Here is a 21268-nt window from a genome sequence, read left to right on the forward strand (position 1 = left end):
AAAATTAAATGTATTCTCTAATTCTTTGATTTCTCTCTAAAAGATGAACCATCTTTCTTAAATCCTTAGTTTTAAATTTGGGGCAAATTAAACTTACATCCGGAGTGTGTATAATTATCAGATTATCTAAACCCAAAGTAGCGACAAGATGTCCTTTATCTTCGTTGATAATTATTGAATCTTTTGTTTTATACAAAAAATTTTCACCTAAACAGACATTACCAGTTCTATCTTTTCTTAAAACGCTTGCCAAAGACTCCCAGCTTCCCAAATCGAGCCAAGAAAAATTTGCCTTGAGCATATAAACAGAAGGGGATTTTTCTATAATTGCCTTATCTATAGAAATGGAGGTGACTTTCTTGTAGATGCACTTAAGTAATAAATTAAATTTTTTCTGATTAGCGAATTTTGCCAAATAACTAAACTCTTTGTATACCAGAGGGGAAAATTCTTCTGTTTCTTTTAGAATCTTATCTGCTCCAAAAACAAATATCCCCAAATTCCAAAAGAATTTTTTGTCTTTAGAGAAAATAATAGCTCTTTCTAAAGAGGGCTTCTCAATAAATTTTTCTACCTTGTAAATTTCTAATTCCTCTTTACCATGCTGGGCAAGTTCTTTAATTTTTGATTTTATTTTTATGTATCCGTAGTCTGTATTAGGATAATTGGGTTTTATTCCCAAGGTAAGTATACAATCTTTTCTTTCTACAACTTCCTTGGCTTTCCTAAGGACGTTTAAAAAATTTCTTTTTGGCTTAATGAAATGGTCTGATGGTAAAACCGCGATTATTGCCTGGGGAAATCTTCTTTTTATCCAAATTGTTCCTAACAATATAGCGGGGAGGGTGTTTTTCCCCTCTGGTTCAATGATTAAATTCTCTTTATGCAGGGAAGGTAGCTGTTTTTTTATTTTTTTAGCCTGTTCTTCTAAAGTAATTACGAAAATATTTTCCTCGGGAATAAAACCCTGTAAACGTTTATAGGTGTTCTGTAATAAAGAATATCGGAAATTCAAAGAAAGCGTATGCTTAGGAAATTTTTTATTTGATTTTGGCCAAAGCCTTATTCCTCTTCCCCCTGCAAGGATTAGAACATGAAAATTAGAAAACATAGTAATTAATTATTCGATAGTTTATTTGTTGAGCATTAATTTCACGAAAGCTCCCACTTTACTTACGAGGAAAGATTTTCCTAAATTCTTCTCAATAATACTCACAATAGCACTGCCTACAACTACCCCATCACTAAATTCTAAAACTTTCCTTACCTGCTGGGGATGGGAAATTCCAAATCCTACACATAGCGGTTTAGAGGTAAATTTTTTAACATTCAGAACTTCCTTCTTTAATCCCAAAGGAAGCATCTCCCTTATACCCGTTACTCCTGTCAAAGAGACATAATAGATAAAGCCCTCTGAAGCTCTAACGATTTTTTTTAACCTTTCTGAATTAGAAGTGGGCGAAGCCAAAAAGATGGGATAAAAATCACATCTTTTAGCTACCTTTAGCAAATCGTTTGCCTCTTCAGGAATAAGGTCAGGAATAATTACGCCATCTACCCCGTTACTTTTTGATTCTTTGACGAATCTTTCTATCCTCTGATGAAAAATAATATTAAAATAGCTCATCAAAATAATGGGAATCTCTGTTTTTTTGCGTAACTTAGAAACTAAGTTTAGAATATGGGATAAATTTATTCCCTTTCTTAATGCCCGTAATCCTGCTTTTTGAATGATTGGCCCATCAGCTACAGGGTCAGAAAAAGGAACCCCTAATTCCACAATATCTACTCCAGAGGCTTCTAATTCTAAAACTAAATTGTAGGTTGTTTCTAAATCTGGATCCCCTGCCATAATATACGCAATAAACGCCTTCTCTCCATTTTCTTTCAAATTCTTGAATTTAATTTCAATGCGATTCATATAACAAATTAAAAAATGCAAAAATAAAAATTACCTCTCAAAATTAAAACTCTAAACCATAAATAAACTCATAACACAAAACAAAAATTTTTGGATGTTAGGAAATTAATACTTTGCAAATGTGAATTTTTGAATCTATGATTTAATCCTAAGCTTTCCATTATTATTTTGATAGTTACTTACCACAATCTTAAGTGATATTTGAGCTTATCTTAGATACTATTTCCACATCTTTGTCCCCCCTTCCCGAAAGACAAATGACAATTATCTCTTTTTTTGACAACTTAGGGGCCAATTTTGAAGCATAATAGATAGCATGGGCCGGTTCCAAAGCAGGAATTATGCCCTCGGTTTCTGAAAGCATTTTAAAGCCTAACAGAGCTTCCCTATCGGTAACCGCAATATATTTCGCCCGACCAATCTTTTTATAATAAGCATGCTCCGGTCCCACTCCGGGATAATCCAAGCCGGCGGAAACAGAATGAGCCAATTTAATCTGCCCTGATTTATCCTGAAGAAAAAAACTTTTACTTCCGTGCAATATCCCTACCTCCCCTTTCTCTAAAGTAGCAGCGTGCTTTCCTGAAGAGAGTCCTAAACCTCCTGCTTCTATACCGATGAACTTAACTTGTTTATCCTTAAAAAAAGGGTAAAATATCCCAATAGCATTACTTCCCCCACCTACACAGGCAATGAGATAATCAGGAAGCCTCTTCTCTTTCTCCAGAATTTGCTTTTTGGTTTCTCTGCCAATTACCGACTGAAAATCTCTAACCATCATTGGGAAAGGGTGTGGCCCTACTACCGAACCTAAACAATAATGAGTATTTCTCACATTGCCTACCCAGTCTCTCAACGCTTCATTTATAGCATCTTTTAAAGTTTTGCTTCCGGTGCTTACAGGTATTACTTCTGCCCCTAAAAGTTCCATGCGAAAAACATTCAATGCCTGTCTTTTTATGTCTTCCTCTCCCATATAAATTACACCTTTTAAACCAAACAAACTAGCCACTGTCGCAACCGCTACGCCATGCTGTCCTGCACCGGTTTCGGCAATAATTCGTTTTTTCCCCATGCGTAAAGTAAGTAAAGCTTGCCCCAGAGTATTATTTATCTTATGCGCACCAGTATGCAAAAGATCTTCTCTTTTTAAATATATCTTCCCCCCTCCTAAAAATTTTGTCAAATTTTTAGCAAAATAAAGAGGAGTAGGACGTCCAGCATATTCACGCAAATAATAACTTAATTCCCTTTGAAATTCTTTTTCTACCTTCGCTTTACTGTAGGCATGTTCAAGTTCTTCTAAGGCAAAAACAAGCGTCTCGGGAATAAATCTTCCCCCAAAATCTCCAAAATATCCCTTCTTATCGGGTAACATCTTCCTTTACTCCGTTCGGGATTTGTTTAAATGGTAATTTATTTGAAAGGTTAAATAAATTTTTCTAATACTCTATTCAACTATTTAACTATTTAACTATCTTTAACTTCCCCGAGATATATTTTCCTCACTGTATTGAAAAAATCAATATATGGGAAAGTGCGATAGTCCGGATAAGTCGTCTCAAAATAGCAAAAACTTTCTTTTTTAAAATAGAGTGTAACTTCTGCATATATCCCCTTTTCTAAATAAATCCGATGGTAATAATTTTTAGTCGTAGCAAGCACAAGCTTAGAATCAGTGAGATAACCAGGGTCTAAATTAATTTGGCGTCTATCGTTTAAAGCAAACCTTTTTTCTAATTTATTGGTAAAAATCTTAATTCTTGCAATCTTATCCGGGCTAATCAATTTTTTGAAAGATAAGAATTTGCGTTTCAAATCCTTACCCATTTCTTGTTCGTAATAATCAGTTTTATTAAAGGGGAAAATATCACTTTCTAAATCCACTTTACCAAATTTCTGTTCTAAGACATTCTTTATTTTATCAAAAAGCTCAATTTTGGAGGAAATCATCCCCATAATTAATTTTACAGGTTTTGGATTATAAACCTTTCCCATTAATCCCTAAGGTAATTAACCATCTTTTTATTATGCAATTCTTATAAAAAATAAAAAGACCAAAACGCATTTTTTATTTAAATCTAATTTTTCTAAATTTCAAAATCCTCTGTTCTTATGCTCATAAGGAACTCGGCATTGGTCTTGGTTTTGGAAAGTTTAGAAATAAGAAATTGCATTGCTTCTTCAGGATTAAGGGTGTGCAAGGCTTTTCTTAAAATCCACATCCGTTTTAATTCTTCCGGGTCAAGAATTAATTCCTCTCTTCGTGTAGCAGATTTACTGATATCTATTGCAGGATATATCTTCTTCTGGAAAAGTTCCCTATTTAGCTGAAGTTCCATATTTCCGGTCCCCTTAAATTCTTCAAAGATAACATCATCCATACGGCTACCTGTATCTACCAGGGCGGTAGCAATAATTGTAAGACTCCCTCCTTCTTCTACACACCGCGCCGAACCAAAGAAGCGTTTCGGTTTAATGAGCGCAGTGGCATCAATACCTCCAGAAAGAACCCTTCCGCTATGAGGTGCAACGGTATTATAGGCGCGTGCTAAACGAGTCATACTATCCAAAAGAATTACAACGTCTCTTTTGTTTTCTACTAACCTCTTGGCTTTTTCCAAGACTATCTCTGCTACCTGAATATGCCTCTCTGCCGGTTCGTCAAATGTTGAAGAGATCACCTCGGCTTTAACCGAACGTTGCATATCGGTTACTTCCTCTGGACGTTCATCAATAAGCAGAATAATGAGAACAATGTCTGGATAGTTTTTAGTAATACTATTAGCGATCTTTTGCAAAAGAATGGTCTTACCACTATAAGGAGGAGCAACAATCAAACCCCTCTGCCCCATTCCAATGGGTGCAAGTAAATCAATAATCCTGGTGGAGATTTCATCAGAAGCATTTTCTAAAATAATTCTTTTCTGGGGATAGAGAGGGGTTAAATTATCAAAAAATATCTTATCCTTTCTTTCCTCGGGATTTCCGAGATTTATTGCCTCTACCTTAAGCAGGGCAAAATAGCGTTCGCCTTCTTTAGGAGGTCTAATCTGTCCGCTTACAATGTCTCCTGTTTTTAAATCAAATTTCCTTATTTGTGAAGGAGAAACATATATGTCATCGGGTGAAGGTAGATAGTTATAATTCGGACTTCGCAAGAAACCAAACCCTTCCTGAAGGACTTCCAGAACCCCTTCACCAAACATAAATCCTTCCCTTTCCGCCTGCCCCTGTAGGATTTTAAAAATAAGGTCTTGCTTCTTCAAACCACTAACGCCATTAACATTTAGATCCTTGGCTAACTTATTTAATTCAGAAATCTTCATATCTTTAAGCCGCGCAATATCCAGTCTCTCTGATTTATTTGTTTCATTCATTTGCTCTGATTGCTGATTATTCTTTTCCATATCTCATCTACCTGCCTTTCTGTAAAATTTAAGGTTTTAGTGTTGTCTACAACAAAATCCGACTTGGGAAATTTCTCTTGGAAAGACAATTGAAACTTAACTCTTCTTTTAAACTCTTCTTCTGAAAGACCCAGTTTTAAATGTGCCCTTTGACAAGCCTGCTTTAAATTTGCCTTCGTTAATATCACATAATTAACCAGCTTGTCCAACCCACTTTCTATAAGCAAAGGAGCATCTATCACTAAAAACTCTAAACCCTGCCTACGCGCCTTCTTAATCTCTTTCTTTATAATCTTTAAAACTTCCGGATGGACAATCTTGCATAGAAGGCGCCAGTTTCTAAAATTACTAAAACAAATTTTGGCTAATTTTTTACGGTCTATTAAACCTGTAGAAGCTAGCACATCGTTGCCAAAACCTTTAAGAATTTTTTTACCAACGGTGGTATTCAGATTGAGTAAACGATGGGTAATTTTATCTGCATCAATAACCTTTGCGCCTCGACGTGATAAAAAATTTGCTACGGTACTTTTACCTGAGCCGGTATTCCCTGTGACTCCCACAATTATCATAAAGACAAAAAGATTTCTTAAATCGGAAGGAGGGAATTAGTTAATGCTAAAACATTGCGATAGAGTTTTAAATATTTTTGGGCTGAAACCTTCCAAGAGAAATCTGAATCCATTGCTCTCTTTACTAACCGCATCCATGCTTTCTTATCTTTGTATACTGACAGCGTGCGTTTTATCGCTTCTAACAAACTTACAGAACTGTAGGTAGTAAAAGTAAAGCCGTTACCTGTATCTGAACGAGGCTCATAGTCAATAATCGTATCTGCCAAACCACCGGTTTTCCTTACCACGGGAATTGTCCCATATTTTAAACTTATCATCTGTCCCAAACCACAGGGCTCAAAGCGAGAAGGCATAAGAAAGATATCAGAACTTGCATAAATCTTTCTTGCTAAGTCAGCATCAAATTTTAAATTTATGGATGTTTTGCGAGGATATCTGGCTTTAATCTGTTCAAAAAGATCATGATAGACTTTATCGCCCGTTCCCAAAAGGATAAATTGTAAATCCATCTTACAGAGAGTTTCAATTATCGGAGCCAAAATATCTAAACCTTTTTGGTCAGCCAAACGAGTTATAATCCCTAAAAGAGGAACATCCTTATTAATCTCCAAACCCGCTTCTAACTGAAGATACTCCTTGTTTACATATTTATTCTGAATGGTGTTATAAGAATATCTACAGGGTATAACCGTATCTTTAAGAGGATTCCAAATGCTATAATCAATACCGTTAAGTATGCCTACTAAATTATCTTTCCTTTTGGCAAGGAGTCCATCTAAACCACAACCGAATTCTTTTGTCTGTATCTCCTTACTATAAGTAGGACTTACTGTAGTAATAAAGTCAGAAAATATTATACCACCTTTCATAATATTTACTTTATCGTAGAATTCAAAACCATCTATATTAAAGAAAGACCAGTCTAAACCGGTACGAGGAAATTGCTCTTTAGGAAAAATACCTTGGTAAGCAAGGTTGTGAATAGTAAAAATTGTTTTAGTATTTTTAAAGAAAGGGTCTTCTTTAAAAATGGTTCTTAAATAGACCGGAACCAGTGCAGTCTGCCAATCGTTACAGTGGATTATGTCCGGAGCAAAGTTGTTTTCTTTAGCGATATTAAATATTTCTTTGGAAAAATACGCAAATCTATCCAAGTTGTCAGGATAATCACCTTCAGAAGTTCCGTAAAGATAATCTCTATTAAAATATTCACGGTGATTAACAAAATAGACTATCACATTATTACTCAGAAAACCTTTATTACCATTTGCCTTCATGTTCTTATAACGGGGCATAACCACCCTTATATCCACCCCTAATTTTCCCATCGCAATAGGTAAAGAACCGGCTACATCTGCCAATCCTCCTGTCTTAGCAAAAGGTTCTACTTCACTTGCCACATACAAAACTTTTAGACTTTCTGCCAATTTGTCCTCCTTTCTTTCTTCTTAACTCCTAATGAATATTCAGTTCTTGCATCTCTAACCAGTTATGACCAGTTTTCATACTGACTTTTAAGGGAATGTTTAATTTTATCACATTTTCCATCTCTTTTCTAACTATTTCTAACAAATCAACGATAAATCTTTGATGGAATTCAAAAAGAAGTTCATCATGTATCTGTAAGATGATAGATGCTTCTAACCCACGATTAGAAATTTCTTTATATATTCTATACATCGCTAACTTAATAATATCTGCCGCTGAACCCTGAACAGGAGTGTTAATCGCTATCCTTTCTGATAGCTGTCTCAAGGTTTGATTTGGACTATTGATATACGGAATATACCTTCTCCGATTAAGCATGGTTGTTACATAGCCCTTATCCCGCGCCTCTTTAATTTTCTCTTCTATGTAGGATTTTACCCCTGCATAACGCATAAAATATGCTTCTATAAAACGCTCTGATTCCTTTAAGTCGATGTTCAATTCTTTAGCTAACCCAAAAGGACTCATCCCATACAAAATCCCAAAATTGATTGTCTTAGCAAAACTACGCATCTGGGAAGTAATTTTATCCATGGGAAGAGAAAAAATAGTGGAAGCAGTATGAGTATGGATATCTACTCCATTATTAAAAGCATCTACCAAGGTTTTGTCCCCTGAAAGATGCGCTAAGATTCTCAATTCTATCTGAGAATAGTCTGCAGACAGAAGCAAATATTCCTTGTCCGGAACTGTTATCGCTCTGCGAATCTGGCGACCAAAATCGGTTTTTATAGGAATATTCTGTAAGTTAGGGTTACTCGAACTCAATCTCCCTGTTTCAGTATTTATTTGGCTAAAGTTAGAATGTATTCTGCCCGTCTTGGGGTTTATGGAGGCGAAAAAACCATCTACATAGGTCGATTTCAACTTGGCAACCTCTCTGTATTCTAAAATTAACTGGGGAAGCCGATGAGTATCAGACAACTTAACCAAAACTTCTTCATCGGTAGAAGGGCCAGTTTTAACTCTTTTTATTACCGGAAGTTTAAGCTTTTCGAAAAGAATCTTACGTAACTGCAAATGAGAATCAAGATTAAATTCCTCATCCGCAATGTGAAAAATTTCTCTTTTTATTTCTTCAATTCTTTTCCTTAAATCCTGGGAAAGATTCTGCAAGAAATTAAGGTCTATAAAAACTCCTTTATTCTCCATAGAACACAAAACATCTACAAGGGGAAGTTCCAGGTTTAAATAAAGGTCTAAAAGCTGTTTTTCTTTAAGTTGTTGTTCTAATATACCAAAAAGTGCAAAGATAATCTTTGTTGTTTCCTTGCTATAAATTCCTTCTGAAAATTTTTGCGAAGCCAAAGGAGGCAAAACATTTAAATAATCTAAAGCAATATTTTCAACTGTGTAATCACTAGCTGAAGGGTTCAAAAGATAACTCGCAAGCATAATATCAAACACATAACCTTTTATCAAAATACCGTTTCCCTCAAGAGAGGGTTTTATTCGTTTTAAATCATGACATATCTTAACTAAAGAAGCATCGGAAAAAATACAAGAAATATCTTCAATGGTAAGCTCTGAATTTTTCTTATCTAGATTTATAAATAATATCTTTTCTCCATAATAAACATAGACGCCACCCAAAACAGAATGCTCTTCCATATCCAGGATAAAGGAGAATTTTCCTTTTTCTCTGATAATATTCAAATAAGAATTCCAACCTTTTCTATCTGTTATTTCCAAAATCTCTGCTTCTGGTTTATGGACTTCATCTTTTATTAATTCCTTAAGTAAATTTTTAAACTCCAATTCTTTAAAAATACATAAGAGTCTATTTTTATCGGGGGAACTTACCCTCATTTCTTCAAAGTTGAATTCTAAAGGAACGTCTCTATTTAAAAGAGCAAGCTTCCTGTTTAAAACGATTCTTTCTCTCTCAGTTTCTATTGTTTTACGCAGAATATCATTAGCTATCTTATTGCTTTGAGAAAGAAGATTATCGAGGGAATGAAATTTATCCAAAAGTTGCCTTGCGGTTTTTTCCCCAATTCCCTTAATCCCAGGAATGTTATCGGTATCATCACCGGTTAAGGCAAGAAAATCAGGTATAAATTGAGGCATAATTCCAAATTTCTCGTGTACATATTTAAGGTCATAAATCGGATTATCTTTACTGTAAGGGTTGTAAACACAGATTCCATTTTCCACCAGTTGCAACACGTCTTTATCCGCAGTAACTATAAAAATAAGAAGCGGGTTATTTTTTAATTTATTCACGATAGTTGCAATAATATCGTCTGCTTCGTATCCTTCTTTTTCAAAAATAGGAATGTTATATGCCTGTACTATATCTTTTATGATAACCAACTGCTCCACCAGGTCATTGGGCATAGGCGGTCGTTTAATTTTGTAATCTTCAAATAATTTATGCCTAAAGGTTGGACCTTTCATATCAAAAGCCACTGCTAAGTATTGAGGTTTTTCTTCCCTGATTATTTTATTCAACATGTTAACAAAACCATAAATTGCATTTGTCGGCATACCTTTAGAGGTAGAAAGTCCTTTTATGGCATAATATGCGCGATAACAAAAAGAGTTTCCATCAAGAATAAATAACCTTTCTTTTTCCATTAATAATAAGTATTATGGTCTTGAATGAACAAGGAATTTATGCAATTATTGTGAATTGATGCTTAATGGGTATTTTTCTATTGTTGGGGAATGAGCCCAAGGATTTTTTCAAATTCCTCTTTTGCAAGAGCGTAATTTCCTTGCCGATAATAGGTCATTGCCTGTTCAAAGTGAAGACAGATATTCATCTCTCGGGTTTTAGCAAAAACTTCCTGATACATCTGGGAAAGTTCTGGGTCGTTGGGTAAAAGCTCATAAGCTTCTTGGAAAAGAGGAAGTGCCTGTAAATAATCTCTTTTATTGTAAAATACCATTGCTTCTTGGTATAACCTTTTTGCTTTAACTATCCGCACTTCCTTATCTTTTTCCATTTGAATCGCTACTTCCTGAGCAAGGAGTCTTGCTTCTAATTCTTTTGCTTTATCTGGAGCATACTGCCACATCTTCTCCCAACATTTCTGGGTCCAGAAATCATCTTTATTACCCAATTCAATCCTCCTCGCCCAATGGGCTACCGCTTTATCATATTTTTTTCTTGCTTCGTAGAAAAAGGCAAGATTAGAATGCGCTTCAGCAAAATTAGGATTAATGGAGACGGCTTTAAGATAAGCGGCTTCGGCTTTATCTACATATCCCTTAATCTCATAAATTATCCCCAAATCATTATAGGCAACCGCATAATAAGGGTCAAGAGAGACCGCCTTCTGATAGTAGACAAGTGCAGTTTCAATATCCCCGCTCTGTTGAGCAGTATAACCACGGTTACGATATTCTACTGCCTCTTTTTGAAGAACTTGAGCCTGACAGAGACTCGCACAGAAGAGCATTCCCACTGTTAACACAAAAAGTAATCTATATTCTCTTAATTTCCTGAACATCTCTCCCATTCTTTTTAGAAATGGATATTTAAATCAGGGAATGTATAATACAATAGGTTCTTCCTCCCGTGTCTCTTGCATCAATCGGTCTTTTTCTACATTTATCAAAACTTCCTCAGTTGCTTTGTATAAAGGATTAAGCATAAGGAGTTGATTTATCTTCTCAACCGCCAAACCAAAATTACCTCCGGAAAGAGCATTTTTCCCTTCCTGATATATTTTTTCAACTTCATTTACCTCATTTGTTTCAAAAGTTTCTTCTCGACGCATTTTCTCATCTTTCTCTAATAAAAAAGTTTTTGGGGTTTTATTTAAAAGCTCTTCGCCAGCAACGACCATAGGTTCTTCATTCTTCTCCTCGACAAAAAGAACATTTTCTTCATAGCTTTTTAACATCGCCAAAGCTTTTTTATACCAAGGGTCTCTGCTTTTTCCTAACTTCACTCTTTCTTTTAAATAAAATATTACCTTCTCTATTTCTCCTAACTCACGGTACAAAAGGGCGAGATTCATGTAAGGTGCAGGATACTGGGGGTTAATTCTTATTGCCTCCAGATATTCTTTTATGGCTAATTCTTTCAACCCCCGCCTTTCGTAAACTATACCCAGGTCATTATGTAAAAGAGAATTCTCTGGGTCTAGAAGAACTGCTTTTTTAAAAAACTGATATGCCTTATCTAAATTGCCTTCTCTGTAAGCCTTATAACCTGCCTTACGATACTCCTTGACCTCTTCAGAGAAGAAACTCTCCTCGGCGTATAAAGGGATGGACCAAGAAAGAAATAATAAAAATAAAACTATTAAAACACAAACTCTCCTTCTGCACATCTCTGTTGCAAAATATTATCACAAATAGAATTTAGATGTCAAGTAATTTATAAAAAAGAAACCCCGTCAGCCAAAAAACCTAACGGGGTTTCTTTTTTTTTCAACACAATATTCCCAAACTTAGTTTATTACCTAACTTTCAAATCAGGAACTGGGCCACTGCTTACTGTAGCCACAAAGGAATCAACCGAAGTAAGTCCTGTACTATCTTTTACCGTAAGCGTAACCGTATAAGTTCCTGATTTAGTATAGGTATGCTTTACTTTAATGCCTTCTGCTTTATCCCCATCACCAAAATCCCAGGAGTAACTTAAAGCATCCCCATCGGGGTCATAGGAATTAGAGGCATCAAAAATATTTTCTACACCCACACAGCAAACTAAATTTGGACCAGCATCTGCTAAAGGCGCTTTCTTCAGGGAAATATTTACTGTATCCGTATCTAAACTACAACGCGAACCTTTGCCATCATCTACGGTTAGACGTGCGGTATAGGTTCCTCCCTTTTTATACACGTGCGTAACTCTTGCACCAGTAGCACTTTCTCCGTCTCCAAAATCCCAACGGTAGGTAAGCGTATCGCCGTCAGGATCACGGGATTTACTGCCATCCAAATTAACTCTGTATTCCTGGCTGGCATTAAAAGTAAGCGCAATATCCTCTCCTGCATTGGCTACAGGAGCGCTATTTACGGAAACCATTTTAGAAAATACTCCTTTACTGCAGGAAGTTCCTTCATTATCATCTACTGCCAAAAGAACCTTATATGTACCACCTTTGTCATAAGACTTGTTTACTATTCTGCCTTCTCCTTTTGTACCATCACCGAAATCCCAATAATAAGTTAATTTTTCGGGAGTATTGTCGGTAGTTCCACTAGCATCAAAAACAATGTTTTCTCCCTTACAGACCTCATCAGGAGCAGTAAATACTACCTGAGGAGCGGTATTTACTTTCACGGTGGTAGTGGTTATGGCGGTATCGCAATCTAACCCAGAGTCATTCTTTACCGTCAGGGTAACTCGATAAGTTCCTGACTTTTTGTAAGTGTGCGTAACTATTGGCTTTTCGCTGGTTTCACCATCACCAAAATCCCAGAGATAGGAAAGTTTCCTTTTGCCTGGGTCATAGGATGCAGTAGCATCAAAAGTGAAGGTATCACAGACATTGGCTTTTTCCCCAACCACCACTGGCTCCTCTGCGCATTTCCCACCCCAACATCTTGCAAAAGCAAGAGAAGGTAGGACAGCAAATGCTAACAAGATGCATAAAATAACAACACCTATTTTCATTTATCCCTCCTTTCTTAAATTTTAATCAAACTAATTACTTTATTTAAAGCCCTTTTCGCTACTTGAATAAATTTACATCCCTGTGCGTAGCGAAAAATATGGCAAGCTGTAATATGTTTCTTGTTCCTCTTCTACCCCCACTTTCGGTAAAAAATTTTAAAAACCGCTTATCCTTACTTAACTTCTTCAGAGCAAATAGTCCTTATTGGTTACGGGACAAGCCTGTTTTTTCCAAGACTAAATCTAGAAGTTTTTCCGCTTCCGGCAATTTCCCGCTCTGAGCATAAATCTCTTCCCATACTCCTTGGGGATTGTGATAAAGCACTGTCCAGTAAGGTAAATCTATTCTCCCCATAACCTTATAAATTTTGTTATCCTCATCGGCAAAAACCGGGAAGGAAATCGCATATTTATCCCTAAAGGCTTCAATTTCTTCTTCTGAATTTGCCATCCCTATACCCAATAATTTAATCTGCTGAGCATAAGGAGAATGCTTAATAAGTTCACATAATCCATTTATCTCAGGAATACTTCCACTACAATAAGGGCAATAGGCAGTAACTATCTCCAGGATAACCACCTTGGCATTTATCTCGCTAAGTTTAAAGGTTCTATTGTTTAACCCTTTTAAACCTAGATAAACCAAATCTGCTTCTCGACGGGGAAGATTAAATTCAATTTTTTGATAATCTCGGAAAAAATCTTTTTTATCTGAAGGACTATTTGAGGTAAAAGCAGAAGAAGAAATAACTAGAATAAAAATGAGAAAAAACAACCCGCATTTATAATTTTCTCGGCTCATTATCTGAAGTCTGAAAGAAAGAAAGAAAGATTATATAAAAATAAACCCCAATTCGCAAATTGTAAGAGTAAGGCAAATTACAGGTTTGGTATTTAATATACTAAAAAAGAATGTTTATGTCAAGTGTTTTTTGTACTGACCCCCATTTGTCAAGCTAAATTTTAGTAGTGAGTAACAACTGCTCTTTCTCATATTGAACTGATGTTTTATAACCTAAAGAAGAATGTGGATAATCTGTATTATAACGCTCTATCCAGACTTTAAGGTCTTCTTCGACATCAAAGGGTGTCTCCCATTGTTCTTGTCTTAACCAGATTAAGTCTTCTTTTAATGTCCGGATAACTCTTTCGGTACCGGCATTGCCTTTGGGATTATCATAGCAGGTGAATATCTGTTTAATTTCTAAGACGGAACAGGCTTGCATAAATTTTTCTGAGGTTGGTTGTGAACCATTGTCCGAGATTAAGAAAAGTTCCTGGCTCTTTGACAATATCCATTGGGGAAATTGGTTATTAACTGCGTTATTTAAAGCTTCAAGCCAATCTTGAGTTTTAGAATGCATCTTAAGAGAATAGCCGATGATTTTCTTGGTAAACCAGTCAAGGACAATCACAAGATACAGCCAACCAAAGGACTTAAGTAAGAGTTTGGTCATATCGATACCCCAGAATTGGTTAGGCCTTATAGCCTTAGGCTTACTTCTATTTAGATATTTTGCTCTCAAGGCTTTGAGCTTTGTGTTAGGCACAATCAAGAAATTATTCTCTTTCATCAGCCAGTAGATACGCTTTTTATTGACAACTAAGCCTTTGCGATATTTTAGATATGCCCAGACGCGCCTGTAACCCCAAAAAGGATGTTCAAGTTTTAGATTTTGGATTTGTTCAAGGAGTTCTTTATTTTTTAGCTTTATCTTCATGGATTTAGCTCTTTTAATTCTAATTCGGTTTTTTTAACTCAATGGTAAGTTCAGCAATAATCTTTTTTAATTTTTCGTCCTCTTGTATTAGCCTTTGTTCTTTCTTAGACTGTTTTTCGGATTCAAAGATTCTATGACCTTTAGATTGTAGTTCGTTTAACCAGTAATAAAACATACTTTGTGTTATCTGATAATGATTACAAAGTTGGGCTAAAGGGATCTTGTTTTGTAAACCTTATAAGACTATGTTTAATTTTGTTTTTGGATCCCATTTACGGTATTTCATTGGCTCCCCCTTTGTTAAGTGCTATAATCATTTTACTGAAATTTTCTCCTAATTTGCACCTATTTCTTAATGGGGAGCAGTATATTACTTATTACGATTTAAGGATTGCGGCTTACAACTTCCTCTTTAAGCTCACGGGTCATAAGTTCCTTAACAGCCTTTTTGGGGGATTTGTCTTCATAGATGACTCTGTATACCTGCTCAGTAATGGGCATTTCAATATTTCTTCTTTTTGCCAATTCGTAAACCGCGCGTGTGGTCAAAATGCCTTCGGCAACCATCTCCATTCTTTTTATGATTTCTTTTAGTTTCCTTCCCTTTCCGATTTCCTCTCCTACCCCACGGTTTCGACTATAAGGGCTGAAACAGGTAGTAATTAAATCTCCTAAACCACTCAAACCCCAGAAGGTCTCTGGTCTTGCTCCCAAACAAGTCCCTAAACGAATCATTTCTACTAATCCCCGATTAAGCAGAGCAGCTTTTGTATTTGTTCCAAATCCTAAGCCATCGCTTATCCCACAGGCAAGAGCAATAATATTTTTTAACGCCCCTCCTAATTCTACGCCAATCACATCAGAAGAAGTATATACCCGAAAGTTTTCTGTAGAGAATATTTCTTGAAGTTTCTTTGCCAATTCTAAATCAGAAGAGGCAATAACTACTGCAGTAGGAATTCCCCCTGCAACCTCTTGGGCAATGCTTGGTCCGGAAAGAACTGCCGAATTTACCATACCTAAAGCACGGTCAATAATCTCCGATGGCCTTAAGTAAGTATCTTCTTCTATTCCCTTAACCACGCTTAAGATGATTTTATTTCTAAAATCAAAATGAGAAAATTCTTGTAAAGTAGAACGTAAGTATTTTGAAGGAATGGCAACGACAATTATTGAAGAAGTGTTTATAATCTTTTCCTTATCTTTGATTATTCTGACTGAAGAAGGAATCTTTTTCCCCGGAAGAAATTTAATATTTTCTCTCTTCCTTTCAAGAATTTCTAAATATTCAGGAAAAACACCCCATAAACCTACAGAATATCCTTTTTTAGCGAGAAGGATTGCTAAAGCAGTCCCCCATCCCCCGTCTCCAAGAATTCCGATATGCATACTAATTAATTGGTTAAACATTTAAAATCTTTTGTTGTTCCCAGAATTCCCTGAACATAAACCATTGCTCGGGATATCTTCTTACATATTGTTCTATAATATCCATAATATCCTGGGTAAGTCTCAAAATATCCTTCTCGTAATCTCCTGAGGGAGTAAATTGAATCGGCTTTTCTAAATAAAGGGTAAAAGTATTGTCTTTCTCTCTAATGGTAAAACCAGGAACAATTACTGCTCCTGTTCTTAAAGATAAGGTAGCGGGACCACGGGGAACCCGAAAAGGCCTACCTAAGAAATTGATTTCCGTCTTATTACCATGGGGACTAAAATCACGATCTCCCAACATCGCTACCATTTCGTTATTCTTCAGTGCCTCAAAACAGCGACGTAAAGCAATACCTAAGGGAATAACTCTAATCCCTTTTCTCTGTCGCTGATAGATAAATATCTTATTTATACGCGGGTCATTGTGTTCCCAAGCAACTGCATTTACAGGATATCCCTTTTGCGCCATAATTATACCGCCAAGCTCCCAATTACCCAAATGCGCAGTAAGCCCCAAAATGCCTTTACCTCTTTTAAAAGCATTGTCCATATTCTCTAAACCGACGATGCGCACTTTTTCTCTTAAAAAACGCTTGTCTATTAGACCGAACCTAAAAAAGTCTACCAAGTTCTTAGCAAAATTGCGAAAAACTTGACGGCTATATTCATCAATATCTTTTTCCTTAATTCCTATAATTTTTAGATTATGCCTTAAAGCTTTGCGTTCTCTACAGTAAAAGATGTAATAAATATCTGCAATAAAAGAAGCAATTCTATAAGCACAACCGCGTGGCAACCCGATACTTAAATCTTGAGCCAGTCTATAAAAAAAATATTGATTTTTCATCACTACAAAGCGTTCTCAATAATCAATTTCGCTATTTGCAATGAAGAGTCGGGATAACCATAGCGAATAGCCTCACGATGCATTTGTTCTAATTTTAAAGGATTAGTAAGTAATTCTCTAAGCAGTATCCCCACTTCCAACTCATCATTTGCCTTAAGGGCAACATTCGCCTTAAGCAAAAAATCGGTATTTTTTGCCTCCTGTCCAGGAAGTGGACGGATAATAACCATAGGAATTCCTTTTGCCAGCGCTTCTGCGGTAGTCAACCCTCCTGGTTTCGTGATGAGGACAGTAGATATCTCCATTAGCTCGTCAATATTGTCTATATAGCCTAAAATAAGCAAGGGTTTTTTAACATTTCTTTTCCTTAGGGAAAGTTTTTTGTAAAGAAATTTGTTCCTACCACAAATAACTACCATCTGTAAAGGAGTGGGGAGATGAGAAATTATATTTACTATTTTATTTATGGGCCCTAACCCTTGACTCCCACCCATAATAAGTATAACGGGTAATTGTGGATTAAGATTTAACTTCTCAAAAATTTTACTCTTGTCTTTTTCTTTTCTAAATTCAGGAGCCACCGGAATGCCCAATATCCTTATTCTTTCTCCAGGTACCCCTTCACTTTTTAAACGATGAGCAGTATCTTCTGAAGGAACAACATAGAAATCTACTGAATCATACAACCAATAGGAATGAGCAACGTAATCCGTCAAAACCCCAATCAGAGAGGTATTAAAACCATAGGTTTTTTTATAATCTGCAATCATACCACAAGGAAAAGCCTGTGTACAAACCACTGCATGGGGACGGAAATCTTCCAAGAGAATTTTTAGTTTCCCAGAATTAAAACGGTGAATAATCTCTCTAAATTTCTGGGTGTTTTTCACAATTTTAGGGTTATCGTAAAGATAATCCCAAACTTCGGGCTTGTTTTTTATCAACGACATATATGTGCGGTTAATAATCCGTGCAAGTATGGGATTAGTGTAGGTAAAAGCATCAATATTAAATATCTCAACCTTATCAGAAGTAAATTCACGCAAGGCCTTCTCAATTGCAAGACTTGCGCGGTGGTGCCCAGAATTGGGAGTAATGTACATTAAAAGAATTCTCTTCTTATTCATCACTATTCAATAATAGCCAAAAGATCACCAACTTTAACAATTTCTCCTACGTTGGCATAAATTTTTTTTAATATTCCTGAACAAGGTGTAGGCAAATTAAAAGTCGTCTTCTCTGTAGCCAGCTCCACTAAATCTACCCCCTCTTCAACATGTTCTCCTTCTTCAAAATACCAGTAAGAGATAGTTGCTTGTGTGATTCCTTCTCCCAATTCAGGTAAGATTATTTCAGGCATTCTATCCTCCTTTTTTAAAAAACAAAAATATTCAGATGCTTCTAAATTTATCCTTTATTGCTGTAAAAATCTCTTCCGCCAAATAAGAACTCCTTACAAAAGGACCTGCTAGAACATATTTAAAACCAATTCCCTCGGCAATTTCTCGATAGTAACTAAATGTTTGGGGATTAATATACTCCTTAACTTCTAAACTGTTTTCTCCTGGTCTTAGATATTGTCCCAACGTAAGAATATCCACTCCTATTTTAGATAAATCATTCATTACTCGCTTCACTTCCTTTTTCTTTTCCCCCAAACCTAATATAAGACCGGATTTAGTTAAACTACCAAATTTTTTCGCTATTTTCAAGACTTTCAATGAGGTATGATAGTTTGCATCTGGTCTTATTTGGGGATAGAGACGGGGAACGGTTTCGATATTGTGATTGAGCACATCTAAACCACTTTTTACAACCAATTCAATAAGTGCCTCTTTACTCCCAAAATCGGGAATTAATGCCTCTACGACAACCGAGGGCTGTAGAAATTTCATCCTCCTAATTATCCGTGCAAAATGCTCTGCGCCTTTATCGGGTAAGTCATCACGACTGACCGAGGTAAGCACAAGATGTTTTATTCCTAAACAAATGACTGCCTGACAAATATTGTCCACTTCTTCTTCGTAAAATAAGATGGGCTTACCTTTTTTAACAAAACAGAAACGACAATTCCTGGTGCATTTATTTCCTAAAATAAGGAGAGTGAATCTTTTCTTAGAGAAACACTCACTCATATTTGGACAACGTGCCTCTTCACAAACAGTCCTTAAATTAAACTTTCTTAAAATTAGTCTAACCTGATTAAATTCTCTCGTATTGTAAAAACGTTTGACCAGCCAATGAGGATACTGGCAAAATTTCATAACTAAACCTTTCCTTTCTCATCAAATTTATCAAAGCCATTAATAGGTTTTTTTTCATCACCTCTTCAGAAGAAAGATTCTTAATCTCTTCTTTTAGAGAAGTAACTTTGAGATTTTTTATTCCACAAGGAATTATATATTCAAAGAGTTTTAAATCAGGATTGATATTAATACTTAATCCGTGAAAAGTAACCCATCTACTTATGCCAATGCCGATAAAACTAATTTTTTTCTCTCCTATCCAAACACCGGGTAGCTTCCTATCAACTGTTGCTTTAAGTTTAAAACAATCCAGGAAATCTACGACCCAATTTTGCAAAAATTTAAGATAAAAACTAATATCTTTTTTCCAGTTCTCTAAATTCCAAATAGGATAAATTACCCATTGGCCGGGAAGATGCAAGGTAACTCCTCCACCCCGATTAAGAGTGTAAATATCAATCCCCCTTTCTTCTAATGTCTTCTTAGCAACAAGAATATCGGTTTCTTTAGCATTTCTGCCCAGTGTAATCACCGGATAAAATTGGCTGAATAAAACAACATCTCCACACAAACTATCTTTTCTTTTTTTTAAGAAATCCTCCTGGATTGATTGAACTTCATTAAATTTTCTTAGACCCAAATCAATAAAATTTATCTTCATACCAGATGTAGAGAAAAGTTCAAAGAAGCAAGAATTGTCTCGGGGACTATTTCAGAAAAAGTGGGATGGGGATGAATGGTTTCTAAAATGTCTTTAATTTTAATCCTGTTCTTAATCGCAAGTACCAATTCAGAAATAATATTTGTAACATCAGGGCCAATAGCCTGAGCACCCAAAATAATATTTTCTTTTTTATCAACTACTAATTTCAAAAAACCCTCCGTTTCTCCACTAGCATGGGACTTTCCTAATGCACGAAAAGGAAACTTTCCAACGCTGTAATCAAAATTCATCTTCTTTAAATCACTTTCTTTAATCCCTACGCTAGCAATCTCGGGAAAAGTATAAATACAGTTTGGTGCTATTTTATAATCAATCTTTATGTTTTTACCTTCAATATTCTCAACAACCCTTTCTCCCTGAAACATAGCTACATGAGCCAGCAGAACCTCGCCAATTACATCACCAACAGCAAAGATGTTTGGGACACTTGTTCTTAAATAATCATCTGTAACAATCCATCCTTTCCTTAAATAAACTCCTAATTCTTCAAGCCCCAGATTGCGAGAGTTTGGAATCCTTCCCACAGCTACGAGTATTTTTTCCGCCTCAATACTTTTGCCATCAGAAAGAGATACTTTAACCTCTTCCTTTCCGAAATTAACTTCCTCTATTTTCCGTCCAGTAAAAATATTGATCCCTCTTTTCTTAAAACTTAATTCTAAAGCATGAGATATTTCCCAATCTTCATGAGGAAGAATATTCTCTAATAATTCCACTATTGTAACCTTTACTCCCAGAGAATTAAATAAAGAACCAAATTCACAACCTATGGCTCCTCCCCCCACGATAATAAGAGAAGAAAACAAACTACCTTTCTCCAAAATATCATCACTTGAAAGAATTGTTTTATGGTCAAATTTTAAATGGGGTAACTCGAGAGGCAAAGAGCCCGTGGCAAGAATAATGTTTTTTGCTTTTACCTCCTCCGAACACTCTTCTATCGCTATCGTTTCCTCGTTAACCAGTCTTGCTCTTCCTTTAATCAAATCTACTCCTTTTAATTTAAAAAGATACTCTATGCCTTTACGCAAATTGTCAACTACACGTTCTTTACGCTCCCATATTTTTGCGTTTTCTACTTCAAATTGATTGACCTTTATCCCAAATTCATCTGCTTTGCGAAGAGAGTCAATCTGACGGGCGGATTCCAAAAGGGTTTTCGTGGGGATGCAACCAAGATTAAGGCAAACTCCTCCTACCTTATCTTGCTCAATAACTGCGGTTTTAAAACCCTTCTGCGCTGAACGCAAACCCGCTACATATCCCCCTGGTCCTGACCCAATAACAACAACATCGTATCCCTGCATAACTAAGTTGTTAAACT

The 21268-nt window shown here is 35.9% G+C and carries 20 protein-coding genes; all 20 read right to left on the minus strand.

Annotated elements, in window-relative coordinates; translation table 11 throughout:
* Window positions 1-4 precede the first annotated feature (4 nt).
* The gene (locus NC818_01655; protein MCM8783474.1) at window positions 5-1111 is read right to left on the minus strand and encodes a sugar phosphate nucleotidyltransferase; all 1107 of its coding nucleotides are present in this window, start codon (window positions 1109-1111) and stop codon (window positions 5-7) included.
* A gap of 21 nt (window positions 1112-1132) precedes the next feature.
* Window positions 1133-1921, minus strand: coding sequence for a tryptophan synthase subunit alpha (gene trpA, locus NC818_01660; protein MCM8783475.1), 789 nt, complete (start codon window positions 1919-1921; stop codon window positions 1133-1135).
* A 190-nt stretch (window positions 1922-2111) separates the two neighbouring features.
* Window positions 2112-3299, minus strand: coding sequence for a tryptophan synthase subunit beta (trpB, locus tag NC818_01665; protein ID MCM8783476.1), 1188 nt, complete (start codon window positions 3297-3299; stop codon window positions 2112-2114).
* 92 nt (window positions 3300-3391) lie between these two features.
* The gene (locus NC818_01670; GenBank protein ID MCM8783477.1) at window positions 3392-3919 is read right to left on the minus strand and encodes a DUF4416 family protein; all 528 of its coding nucleotides are present in this window, start codon (window positions 3917-3919) and stop codon (window positions 3392-3394) included.
* A gap of 92 nt (window positions 3920-4011) precedes the next feature.
* Window positions 4012-5274 carry a transcription termination factor Rho gene (rho, locus tag NC818_01675; GenBank protein ID MCM8783478.1) on the minus strand — a complete coding sequence of 421 codons (1263 nt, stop codon included), beginning with the start codon at window positions 5272-5274 and terminating at the stop codon, window positions 4012-4014.
* 23 nt (window positions 5275-5297) lie between these two features.
* Window positions 5298-5903, minus strand: coding sequence for a dephospho-CoA kinase (gene coaE / locus NC818_01680; protein ID MCM8783479.1), 606 nt, complete (start codon window positions 5901-5903; stop codon window positions 5298-5300).
* Between the two features lie 17 nt (window positions 5904-5920).
* Window positions 5921-7333, minus strand: coding sequence for a glycogen synthase GlgA (glgA, locus tag NC818_01685; GenBank protein MCM8783480.1), 1413 nt, complete (start codon window positions 7331-7333; stop codon window positions 5921-5923).
* A 28-nt stretch (window positions 7334-7361) separates the two neighbouring features.
* On the minus strand, window positions 7362-9974 hold the full coding sequence (polA, locus tag NC818_01690) for a DNA polymerase I (GenBank protein ID MCM8783481.1): 2613 nt from the start codon (window positions 9972-9974) through the stop codon (window positions 7362-7364).
* 77 nt (window positions 9975-10051) lie between these two features.
* Window positions 10052-10852 carry a tetratricopeptide repeat protein gene (locus NC818_01695; protein MCM8783482.1) on the minus strand — a complete coding sequence of 267 codons (801 nt, stop codon included), beginning with the start codon at window positions 10850-10852 and terminating at the stop codon, window positions 10052-10054.
* A 33-nt stretch (window positions 10853-10885) separates the two neighbouring features.
* Window positions 10886-11680, minus strand: coding sequence for a tetratricopeptide repeat protein (locus tag NC818_01700; GenBank protein MCM8783483.1), 795 nt, complete (start codon window positions 11678-11680; stop codon window positions 10886-10888).
* Between the two features lie 128 nt (window positions 11681-11808).
* Window positions 11809-12972: a PKD domain-containing protein gene (locus tag NC818_01705; protein MCM8783484.1), complete on the minus strand. Its 1164-nt coding sequence runs from the start codon at window positions 12970-12972 to the stop codon at window positions 11809-11811.
* A gap of 202 nt (window positions 12973-13174) precedes the next feature.
* Entirely contained in the window at window positions 13175-13774 is a 600-nt protein-coding gene (locus NC818_01710; GenBank protein MCM8783485.1) for a TlpA family protein disulfide reductase, read from the minus strand.
* Window positions 13775-13928: 154 nt separating this feature from the next.
* Window positions 13929-14693: an IS3 family transposase gene (locus NC818_01715; GenBank protein MCM8783486.1), complete on the minus strand. Its 765-nt coding sequence runs from the start codon at window positions 14691-14693 to the stop codon at window positions 13929-13931.
* Between the two features lie 384 nt (window positions 14694-15077).
* On the minus strand, window positions 15078-16103 hold the full coding sequence (locus tag NC818_01720) for an NAD(P)-dependent glycerol-3-phosphate dehydrogenase (GenBank protein MCM8783487.1): 1026 nt from the start codon (window positions 16101-16103) through the stop codon (window positions 15078-15080).
* Window positions 16096-16974 (minus strand): lysophospholipid acyltransferase family protein, encoded by an 879-nt coding sequence (locus tag NC818_01725; GenBank protein ID MCM8783488.1) that lies wholly within the window; start codon window positions 16972-16974, stop codon window positions 16096-16098. The genes NC818_01720 and NC818_01725 overlap by 8 nt, the downstream gene beginning before the upstream one ends.
* 2 nt (window positions 16975-16976) lie before the next feature.
* Window positions 16977-18101 (minus strand): glycosyltransferase, encoded by a 1125-nt coding sequence (locus tag NC818_01730; protein ID MCM8783489.1) that lies wholly within the window; start codon window positions 18099-18101, stop codon window positions 16977-16979.
* A gap of 2 nt (window positions 18102-18103) precedes the next feature.
* Window positions 18104-18334 carry a hypothetical protein gene (locus NC818_01735; GenBank protein ID MCM8783490.1) on the minus strand — a complete coding sequence of 77 codons (231 nt, stop codon included), beginning with the start codon at window positions 18332-18334 and terminating at the stop codon, window positions 18104-18106.
* 31 nt (window positions 18335-18365) lie between these two features.
* Window positions 18366-19238 (minus strand): lipoyl synthase, encoded by an 873-nt coding sequence (gene lipA, locus NC818_01740; GenBank protein ID MCM8783491.1) that lies wholly within the window; start codon window positions 19236-19238, stop codon window positions 18366-18368.
* A complete protein-coding gene (gene lipB / locus NC818_01745) occupies window positions 19177-19881 on the minus strand; it encodes a lipoyl(octanoyl) transferase LipB (protein MCM8783492.1) in 705 nt (234 codons plus the stop codon). Before lipB ends, lipA begins: the two co-directional genes overlap by 62 nt.
* A complete protein-coding gene (gene lpdA, locus NC818_01750; protein ID MCM8783493.1) occupies window positions 19878-21251 on the minus strand; it encodes a dihydrolipoyl dehydrogenase in 1374 nt (457 codons plus the stop codon). Before lpdA ends, lipB begins: the two co-directional genes overlap by 4 nt.
* Window positions 21252-21268 lie beyond the last annotated feature (17 nt).

The sequence above is a fragment of the Candidatus Omnitrophota bacterium genome, from assembly GCA_023819145.1.
In the GTDB taxonomy this organism is placed as follows: Bacteria; Omnitrophota; Gorgyraeia; order DTHP01; family DTHP01; genus JBFWKV01.

What these genes read in the sequence shown, in the direction of transcription:
- NC818_01715 (MCM8783486.1), bottom strand. Translation starts at nt 14,693, where the DNA reads ATGAAGATAAAGCTAAAAAATAAAGAACTCCTTGAACAAATCCAAAAT.
- NC818_01670 (MCM8783477.1), bottom strand. Translation starts at nt 3,919, where the DNA reads ATGGGAAAGGTTTATAATCCAAAACCTGTAAAATTAATTATGGGGATG.
- NC818_01700 (MCM8783483.1), bottom strand. Translation starts at nt 11,680, where the DNA reads ATGTGCAGAAGGAGAGTTTGTGTTTTAATAGTTTTATTTTTATTATTT.
- polA (MCM8783481.1), bottom strand. Translation starts at nt 9,974, where the DNA reads ATGGAAAAAGAAAGGTTATTTATTCTTGATGGAAACTCTTTTTGTTAT.
- NC818_01730 (MCM8783489.1), bottom strand. Translation starts at nt 18,101, where the DNA reads ATGAATAAGAAGAGAATTCTTTTAATGTACATTACTCCCAATTCTGGG.
- trpA (MCM8783475.1), bottom strand. Translation starts at nt 1,921, where the DNA reads ATGAATCGCATTGAAATTAAATTCAAGAATTTGAAAGAAAATGGAGAG.
- lipA (MCM8783491.1), bottom strand. Translation starts at nt 19,238, where the DNA reads ATGAAATTTTGCCAGTATCCTCATTGGCTGGTCAAACGTTTTTACAAT.
- NC818_01720 (MCM8783487.1), bottom strand. Translation starts at nt 16,103, where the DNA reads ATGTTTAACCAATTAATTAGTATGCATATCGGAATTCTTGGAGACGGG.
- NC818_01735 (MCM8783490.1), bottom strand. Translation starts at nt 18,334, where the DNA reads ATGCCTGAAATAATCTTACCTGAATTGGGAGAAGGAATCACACAAGCA.
- lipB (MCM8783492.1), bottom strand. Translation starts at nt 19,881, where the DNA reads ATGAAGATAAATTTTATTGATTTGGGTCTAAGAAAATTTAATGAAGTT.
- lpdA (MCM8783493.1), bottom strand. Translation starts at nt 21,251, where the DNA reads ATGCAGGGATACGATGTTGTTGTTATTGGGTCAGGACCAGGGGGATAT.
- coaE (MCM8783479.1), bottom strand. Translation starts at nt 5,903, where the DNA reads ATGATAATTGTGGGAGTCACAGGGAATACCGGCTCAGGTAAAAGTACC.
- NC818_01725 (MCM8783488.1), bottom strand. Translation starts at nt 16,974, where the DNA reads ATGAAAAATCAATATTTTTTTTATAGACTGGCTCAAGATTTAAGTATC.
- trpB (MCM8783476.1), bottom strand. Translation starts at nt 3,299, where the DNA reads ATGTTACCCGATAAGAAGGGATATTTTGGAGATTTTGGGGGAAGATTT.
- NC818_01695 (MCM8783482.1), bottom strand. Translation starts at nt 10,852, where the DNA reads ATGTTCAGGAAATTAAGAGAATATAGATTACTTTTTGTGTTAACAGTG.
- NC818_01705 (MCM8783484.1), bottom strand. Translation starts at nt 12,972, where the DNA reads ATGAAAATAGGTGTTGTTATTTTATGCATCTTGTTAGCATTTGCTGTC.
- NC818_01710 (MCM8783485.1), bottom strand. Translation starts at nt 13,774, where the DNA reads ATGAGCCGAGAAAATTATAAATGCGGGTTGTTTTTTCTCATTTTTATT.
- NC818_01655 (MCM8783474.1), bottom strand. Translation starts at nt 1,111, where the DNA reads ATGTTTTCTAATTTTCATGTTCTAATCCTTGCAGGGGGAAGAGGAATA.